Origin of the sequence: Methanofollis sp. (genome assembly GCF_028702905.1) — an archaeon.
GTDB lineage: Archaea > Halobacteriota > Methanomicrobia > Methanomicrobiales > Methanofollaceae > Methanofollis.
Genome location: NZ_JAQVNX010000101.1, coordinates 1 through 7,559 on the forward strand (window position 1 = coordinate 1; position 7,559 = coordinate 7,559).

Sequence of the window (7,559 nt, forward strand, 5' to 3'; positions counted from 1 at the left end):
GGGATCGTCGCCGTGGTGGTGAAGGTGATGGGGTGGGGGTGAGGGTCATCCCATGCCAGAAAGAGCCTTTGCGATCTGTCGGGAGATTATCACACCTCATCACTCCTTATCACACCTCATCACTCCTATCACACCTCATCACTCCTTATCACACCTCATCACTCCTTATCACACCTCATCACTCCTTATCACACCTCATCACGGTGACCTCTCGTTTCTCTGAACAAGACATAGTGCATGCCCCGCCGTGACGTGCCCCGCCGTTCAAGAACATGCTTTGTGACCATCTCATTCAGGTCTCTCAGTGCGGTGCTGGCGGCGACGCCGGCGAGGTTCTGATACTGAGTGTTGGTTATGGTGCCGTGCTCCTTGAGGAAGGAAACAGCTGCGATCTGCCGATCGTTCAGACCGAGTTCCCGCAGATAGTCATCGGTGAAGGAACTCGTGCGCATGGTGATTGTGAAGCCGAGGGGCGTGCTGACAATCTCTGGCACCGGCAGTTTTTCCCCCTTCAGTGCCCGGATGATCCGTTCGATCCCCGACCCGTAGCGCTCCACGAGTCCGGCACGGTAGAAGATGTCGGCGATCATCGGGTTGCGGAGATAGGAAGAGTGTTCCCTCAGGATCATCTCGATGGTGACGCCCTCCGGGAGGCGACCCGGGTTGCGGAAGCGGATATGATCGTCGAAGATCCTGACCTGGGTCTGGACAGTGTTGTTGAAGTAGTCCCGGTGGATGAGGGCGTTGAGCAGGGCCTCTCTGATCGCCGGGAGAGGGTATTCCCAGACCTCCTTCCTCCGGAAGGACTCCTGCATCGCCTCCTCTGAGATGTCGTAGCGGACGCCGATGTAGTTCTTGATGATCCTCTCAGCCTCCTCGAACTGGGCGAAGAGATTGCCCCTGATCTCGTGATCGCCGATGATGATGTCGGCCCGCCTGAACCTGCCGATCCTGAGGACGGTGTTCGGGAAATATGTCTACGGGTTCTTGCCGAAGAGGACGACGGCGCCGTTGGTGATGCGTCCGTCCCTGACGAGGCCGAGGCGGCGGAGGACGGCATCGACCGGCTCGTCGGGGTCGAGGGACGTGATGCGGCCGGCCTTGTGGGCGAGGGCGAGAAACCGCCTGACGCTCTCCCCGTCGATCTCATCGGGGTCGAACGTGCCGGGGACGCTGTCCCATTCGATGCTCTGCTGGAAGTAGACCCGCAGTTCGTCGGGGAGCATCTCGCGGGTGGTGTCGCCGACGCGGGTGTAATACCGACCGTCACAGGCGACGGGGGTGCGGCTCTGCTCGACGATGACAGTGAGGATATTTTTGCCGTCGACCTCGTGGGTCTCGATGACCGGGTGGATGCCGAGCCTGCTGCTGATGCTGTCTGCGAGTTTTTTCTGGGCGTTGTTCCGCAGATCGATGCCGGTGACGGCGTGGTCACTATCCCTGACGCCAATAACGGCGGTGCCGCCGGCGGTGTTGGCGAAGGCGGAGAGGAGTTTGTAGAAGGTGTCGCTCACTTCTTCCTTGAAGTCGATCCGCCGCCCTTCGAAGCGGGCGAGGAGGAAGGCGAGGTTATCCGTGGGCCTCGCCCCCGGACCGCACGGCGGAGGCGAGGACACTGCTGCGTTCCCGGATCTGGCAGAGAGATTTCATCGCTCTTTTGGGGTGGTGCATGCTTCAATTTATAGTGTGCGGACGTGGGGTCCACGTAACGCCCCTGTCTTCGTCGTGGGCAGGTAGGGGGTGAGAGCCCCCTTCACTTTCACGCCCCTCCCCCGTCCCCCTTTTATATTCCCTTTTGTATGGATCCCGTATGACACGCCGCCCCCTCATGGCCGACCAGACCCTCTTCCGCGACCCCGACCTCTTCGAGATCACCCACCTCCCCGAGGCCTTCCCCTACCGCGACGCCCAGCTCGACGACCTCGCCTTCGCCCTGCGGCCGACCCTCTCCTACGGGGCCAGCCCCCTGAACACCGTGCTCCGCGGCATCCCGGGTACCGGCAAGACCACCGCGGTCCGCCGGATCTTTGCCGAGGCGGAGGAGACGACGCAGGCAGTGGTGCCGGTGCTCGTCTCCTGCCAGACAGAGAAGACGCAGTACGCCGTCTTCTCCCGGATCTTCCTCGCCCTCTTCGGCCACCTGCCCCCGCCGTCCGGGGTCTCGAACACGCGGCTGATGGCCGGGGTCGCCCATGCCCTCGTCGAGAGGGGGGCGGTGCTGGTCGTCTGCCTGGACGACGCCAACGAACTCATCCCCGACGGCACGCTCGGCAGCGTCCTCGCCCCTCTTCTCAGGATGCACGAGGCCTGGCCGGGAGCCAGGACAGGCGTGGTCCTCACCCTCTCCACGCCCGAGGCCGACCTCTCCCGCGCCCTGGACCGGGCCACCCGCTCGGTGCTCCAGGCCTCGGAGATCGTCTTCCCGCCGTACACCGCGGAGGAGGTGCGGGGCATTCTCGCGGAGAGGGTGCGGGCCGGGCTGTACCCCGGCGTGATGCCGCCCGCGGTCCTCGACCTCGTCGTCGAGCGGGCGATGGCCTGCGGCGACCTCCGCGTCGGCCTGGACGTCGTGAAGAGAGCGGTGCGGGCGGCCGAGAGGGAGGCGAGGGCCGTGGTGACGGCCGGGGACGTGCTCGCGGCTTTTGCCGTCTCCCGGCACCTGCATGTGGCGATGGCTGTGCGGGCGCTCACGGCCGGGGAGAGGGCGGTGCTCGACGCGGCCCTGGCCGAGGAGCGGGAAGGGGGGCCGGTGATCTCGGGCCGGGTGTACGGGCGGGTCTGCGAGGGGATGAAGTACACCGTGTTCCACGAGAGGCTGAAGAAGCTGGAGGCGTTACGGCTGGTGGACCTGTACGTGCGGCCGGGGAGGGGGAGGACGCGGGAGATCGTGGTGAGGGAGGGGGTGGAGGAGGTGCTTGGGGTGAGGATCAGGGTGCATTAGAGTGATACGCGTTGCCCTCGATTGTAATGTCGGAGAACCGGGGGGAGCGTGGGCCCGGGCAATCGCGGTTTACCCCGAGGTTCTCCTTTCCGGCAGGAGCCTTGAGGATTCGGTACGATCGCCGCTAAATGGGGGATATTTCCCAGACGGCTCCCTCGCCCGGCCACGAAGACCGCACCCGCCCACCCCCTTCTTCTCATTCCACGCCTGCACCAACCGACCATAACACCCTCGAAACCCTCCGGGTCTCTCATGCTCCGGCCGGTCACTTCGTTCCCGCCCGTCGCACCTCACACACCACCGCCTTCCCCTCATCGCAGATGCTGCACCGCCCGAGGTCGGTCTTCGTCCGGACAAACTCCCGGTGGTCCAGCACGCCGGGCAGGGTCGTCGGCCCCTTCCCGTTTGCACCGGTGCACCGGATTGCACCGCCCTGCACTCTGGAGTTGTCGACAATCAGAGGAATTTTCGGGCCTATATTTCCAATCCCGCCCCTTTCACCCCCATCTTTCCCGTCATGTTCACCTGTACACGGATCACACACACAGTCACCCACAGGCCCCGACAGATCGGGGGGAGGGTGTGTGCCTCCCTTTTCGTGCAATATAGTACTATGAGAGAGAGAACTCTCTCCTCTCTCTATAGAATAGTCATTCTGCCCTCTCTCCTCCGTCCCCGCCCCCTGCACATCTCCGGTGCAATTTCGGTGCGCACCGGGTGCAAAAGTGTCGTCGTCCGGCGGGTCGGGATCGATCCAGACATATGCCCCGGCCGTCCAGCGGCGGTAGACCTCCAGGTTGAAAGAGAACTGGTGCTCCCGCCGGCGGATCAGGTACCCGCCGGCGTCCTCGGAGATGGTCGTGTCCGCGAACCCGACCGCCGGGCACTTCTCCAGGAGGCCTGAGTAGGTGGTGCCGCCGTTGTTGTAGCCATGGAGGATGCGGCGGGTCTGGTGGTACGAAAGACCGAGCGTCTCCTGGAGCATCTTGATCGTGAACACGTCCCAGCCCATCGTCTCGACGGTCTCCAGGGCGGCGGCCTCGTTCTTCGTCAGCTTCGTCTCCTGCCCGCCGGCTTCGCCGTTGATCGCCGCGTAGATCCGGGCGGCGGCGGCGAAGTCGTCGCGGTCCGCCCGGATGCCGCCGTCGTACTCCTCCCTCTGGAAGCGGAAGAGGATGGCCGAGGCCTTGATGAGGTCGAAGAGCATGCCCGGATTCCGGCGGTTCGTGGTGGCGGAGAAGTGCACCGCCTCCGCGTACGGGATGGAGACGTGGAGGCGCTCCTCTTTGAGGATCTCCCAGATGGCCCGGCAGACCGGGAGGTTTGGGTCCTCGCCGTCGCCGCCGTCTTCCCGCGCCTCCCTCTCCTTCATGTGGGCGAGCACCTTCTCGTCCTGCTCCTTCGAGTCGTCGATCCAGACGGTGAGCATGCGGTTCATCACCTGATCGTCGCCGACGCTCTCCACTTTCGCGAGCCACCAGACGCACCTCTCCGGGATCCGGCAGACCTGGAGTTTTCTGTCTGCGGTGACGGTGCGGTGCTCGATCCGCTGCCTGAAGTTCGCGGTCGCTGCTTTGAGGACCTCTTGCAGGTCGTCGGAGAGGGAGACATCATCGAAGAGGAAGACGGTGCTCGGGCGGAGGTCATCGTTGTAGTAGAGGGCCTTGTTCGAGACGGTTCCGGCCATGCGGTAGCCTTCCGGGACCTGCTTGAGCATCGTGGTGCAGGCGTGGCTCTTCCCCTTGCCCGAGGTCCCCGACACCGAGACGTGGAGACCGTTCGTGTTCTCCACCGACTGCGAGGCGAGGGACATCACCAGGCATTCGGCGACGATGCGGTCGCCGACGTGCTCGCGGGTGAAGGTGTCGAGGAGGAAAGTGAGCGGGTCGCCGTCCCGGAGAATTTCCATCGCCTTCTCCCTGACCCCTGCGGCCTCGGACGAAGGCGGTGTCGCCTTCTGCTTCGTCTGTCTCTTTGGTTCGTGCATGGCCCGCAACTCCGGCCACCTCTGTGTCCCGCCGCCGCAACTCGCGTGATGGCAGCCGGCATAGACCGCACCGCTCGGGAACTGGACGGCGAAGGCGCCGTCGCGGTGGGCGGTCGAGAAGGGGCAGTCGGCGAGGACAAAGAGGGTGCCGCCCTGCCAGGGGCGGGTGCTCCGCACCGCGATCCCGTGCTCCCTGAGCCACGCGGCGAGGTCGATCGTCCCGCCCGTCGGCGTCGGCGGGGCCTCGACGGGGAGGAGGGCGGCGATCGCGCGAAGTTTCTCGGCCGGGACGATCTCCGCGTGCTCCGGCACCGAGAGCACCTTCGCCCTCCTGTGCGGACGCTCGCGAGTGGTGTCCCCCTTCCGCGAGCACGTGCCGTAGAGTTTCCAGATCCGGGCGGCGTTCGAGTTCGCCGTGTCGACGGCGACGGCGTCGTCGGAGAACAACGCGTCCAGGGTGGCGAGCACGCCCTTGACGAGGGCCGTCGCCTCGTCGTCGTTCGTGAGGTCGATCGCGTAGAGGAGGTGAGCCCCGTTCCCTGAGTCGGCGCGGATCGGATGGGGGAACCCCTGCTCGTCGAGCCAGAGGGCGATCGCGTCGGCCCGGCGGAGCGCCGCGGCATGCTCCTCCTCCGTCGACGACACCCCGCTCGGCCGCACAGGGTCGAGGTCGACGGGCAGCCAGCGGCGGCGGACGATGTCGGCGTCCGAGGTCGTCGCGTCGGAACGCGAAAGGCGCATCTTCACCCTGTTCGCCCGGCGGGCGAGGAGGGCCGGGTTCACCGCGTTCAGGGTGACATAGATCCCGCGGACCTCCGGGTCGGCGTCCAGGGCCTCGGCTGCCGCCGCACACTTCGCGAAGTCGTCGAAGTAGCCGGAGTGCGTCGCATAGTCCGCGAGGGCCCGCACCTCCACGACGCCGCCGTCGGGAAAGAGGGCGGCAAGGGCGGCGGCGATCACGGCCACCCCTCCGGCACCAGGGGAAACAGCGGGGCCGAACGGGCCTCGCCCGCGGCGACGCGGCGGAACGAGACGAGCGGCACGATGAAGTGGCCGGAGACCGTGAAGACCTTCACCGCACGGCCGGCAGGGTTCACCGCCGCGTGGCCCACGATCGCCGGACCCTCCCGCGTCACCGGCACCGCGTGGCCGTGAAAGATCAGGTCACGCAGGTCAGCCGCGGCGATCCGGTAACGTTCGCGGCCGACGAGCAGGTAGACGGCGTCGTCGGACCCGAGACGGAGAGTGGCACTCATTCCCGCACCACCACCGCGATCCCGTACATGTGCCGGCCGCCCCGCGTCACATGGAGCTCCGAGATCGCCCCGCCAAACCTCTTCACCTCGACCGTGACCGTGTGAGGGACCAGGTACAGGGGGACAGGATCGACGGCGGTGATCTCCTCGCGGGCCGACGGAGATGCGGCGGTCTTCCGGGATCCGGTGTTGGCGCACGGGGAAGCATGAAGGCTGCCATTCAACCGGCGCATCCCGCCACCTCGCTCTTCTCTGTCGTCCATCCGTCCGTACCGTCCTCGAACCGTCGGCCGGGGACATCCTGAGATATCTCTCTCATGTTTTTTTAACTCCCGGGCGGGCCGCCGCATCCGGGGACCGGCGGCACCGCACCGAAGAGAGAGTGGGCCCGACAGGAGATAAAGAAGAGCAGCGCACGGCGAATGAAACAAATCATCATATTTATGCGCTTCTTTTCAGAGAGCGGGGCGAAAGTGATCTGCCCGCGGCAGGGTCACCCCACCGCCCCGACGATCATCCCCGCGGCATACACCACCATCGCCAGGTGAAAGAGGGGCAAGACCCGCATCGCCGCCTCCGGCGTCCGGCCCCGGAGGATGACCAGGTTCGCGACGACGAGCAGGGCAAAGCCGACGAGGAGACCGGCCCGCGCAACCGTCCCGAGCGCCCCGGCAAAGAGGAGGGCCGCACCACCGTGGACGGCGGTGAACCCCGAGACCCAGAGGACGCCCGCCCGCGTGCCGTACAGGATCGGGACAGTCCGCATCCCCCGCGCCCGGTCGTTCGTCACGTCGACCAGGTCGTTCGCGCCGAGGTGGGCGAGGGCATAGGGGTAGAAGAAGAGAAAGTACAGGAGGGCGGTCAGGTCGGGCATCCCCGCGACAAGGTAGCCCGCCACCGGGAAGAGGGCGAAGTCGGTCCGCCCGACGACCTGCGCGATCGGGAATCTCTGGTCCCTCTTCTTCACCTGGTAGAAGACCTCGACGGCATAACTGTACGCCATGATCCCGGCCACGAAGAGGGAGTGCGGGTACGGCAGGGTGGCGGTCAAGGCCAGCGCCGCGAGGGCGAGGAGGAGGAAGAGGGCGAGGGCGTGCCTGGCCGGGATCTCTCCTTCGGCGAGGGGCCGCGTCCCGAAGAGCCGCCAGTAGCGCGTCAGCCGCCCCTCGACGTCCCGCGTGTCGCGTTCCCGGTCCACGTAGTCGTTGAGCACCATCCCGGCCTCGAAACCGAAGAGGCCGATGAGGGCGGCCGTGACGACCAGAGACCAGGAAAAACCGCCGTACGTGCCGAAGGCGAGAAAGAGGCCCGAGCAGAAGAGGAGCGGCCAGGCGAACGCGAAGTGGATGCGCAGCAGGTCGGCATAGGCGCGGAG

Annotated in this window: 7 protein-coding genes; 1 reads left to right on the forward strand and 6 read right to left on the reverse strand. The window is 66.0% G+C overall.

The features are described from left to right. Positions 1-188 precede the first annotated feature (188 nt). Together PHP59_RS10390 and PHP59_RS10395 are read right to left on the reverse strand one after the other, a co-directional pair. Positions 189-815 carry an ATP-binding protein gene (locus PHP59_RS10390; RefSeq protein ID WP_300166686.1) on the reverse strand — a complete coding sequence of 209 codons (627 nt, stop codon included), beginning with the start codon at positions 813-815 and terminating at the stop codon, positions 189-191. 162 nt (positions 816-977) lie between these two features. Further along, the gene (locus PHP59_RS10395; protein WP_300166687.1) at positions 978-1,616 is read right to left on the reverse strand and encodes an RNA-binding domain-containing protein; all 639 of its coding nucleotides are present in this window, start codon (positions 1,614-1,616) and stop codon (positions 978-980) included. Between the two features lie 194 nt (positions 1,617-1,810). On the opposite strand from PHP59_RS10395, the gene PHP59_RS10400 reads away from it, so the two are divergent. Continuing rightward, positions 1,811-2,941 (forward strand): ORC1-type DNA replication protein, encoded by a 1,131-nt coding sequence (locus PHP59_RS10400; protein ID WP_300166688.1) that lies wholly within the window; start codon positions 1,811-1,813, stop codon positions 2,939-2,941. 265 nt (positions 2,942-3,206) lie between these two features. On the opposite strand, the gene PHP59_RS10405 is transcribed toward PHP59_RS10400, so the two are convergent. The 4 genes from PHP59_RS10405 to PHP59_RS10420 form a co-directional block, all read right to left on the reverse strand. Continuing rightward, positions 3,207-5,888 carry a hypothetical protein gene (locus tag PHP59_RS10405; RefSeq protein ID WP_300166689.1) on the reverse strand — a complete coding sequence of 894 codons (2,682 nt, stop codon included), beginning with the start codon at positions 5,886-5,888 and terminating at the stop codon, positions 3,207-3,209. After that, positions 5,885-6,184 (reverse strand): hypothetical protein, encoded by a 300-nt coding sequence (locus PHP59_RS10410; protein WP_300166690.1) that lies wholly within the window; start codon positions 6,182-6,184, stop codon positions 5,885-5,887. The genes PHP59_RS10405 and PHP59_RS10410 overlap by 4 nt, the downstream gene beginning before the upstream one ends. Continuing rightward, positions 6,181-6,417: a hypothetical protein gene (locus PHP59_RS10415; protein ID WP_300166691.1), complete on the reverse strand. Its 237-nt coding sequence runs from the start codon at positions 6,415-6,417 to the stop codon at positions 6,181-6,183. Before PHP59_RS10415 ends, PHP59_RS10410 begins: the two co-directional genes overlap by 4 nt. A 260-nt stretch (positions 6,418-6,677) precedes the next feature. Then, a partial coding sequence (locus tag PHP59_RS10420; protein ID WP_300166692.1) for a UbiA family prenyltransferase occupies positions 6,678-7,559 on the reverse strand: 882 nt, incomplete at its 5' end.

Coding starts and splice junctions, on each gene's coding strand:
- PHP59_RS10390 (WP_300166686.1), bottom strand. CDS start 815: ATGCAGGAGTCCTTCCGGAGGAAGGAGGTCTGGGAATACCCTCTCCCG.
- PHP59_RS10400 (WP_300166688.1), top strand. CDS start 1,811: ATGACACGCCGCCCCCTCATGGCCGACCAGACCCTCTTCCGCGACCCC.
- PHP59_RS10410 (WP_300166690.1), bottom strand. CDS start 6,184: ATGAGTGCCACTCTCCGTCTCGGGTCCGACGACGCCGTCTACCTGCTC.
- PHP59_RS10415 (WP_300166691.1), bottom strand. CDS start 6,417: ATGCGCCGGTTGAATGGCAGCCTTCATGCTTCCCCGTGCGCCAACACC.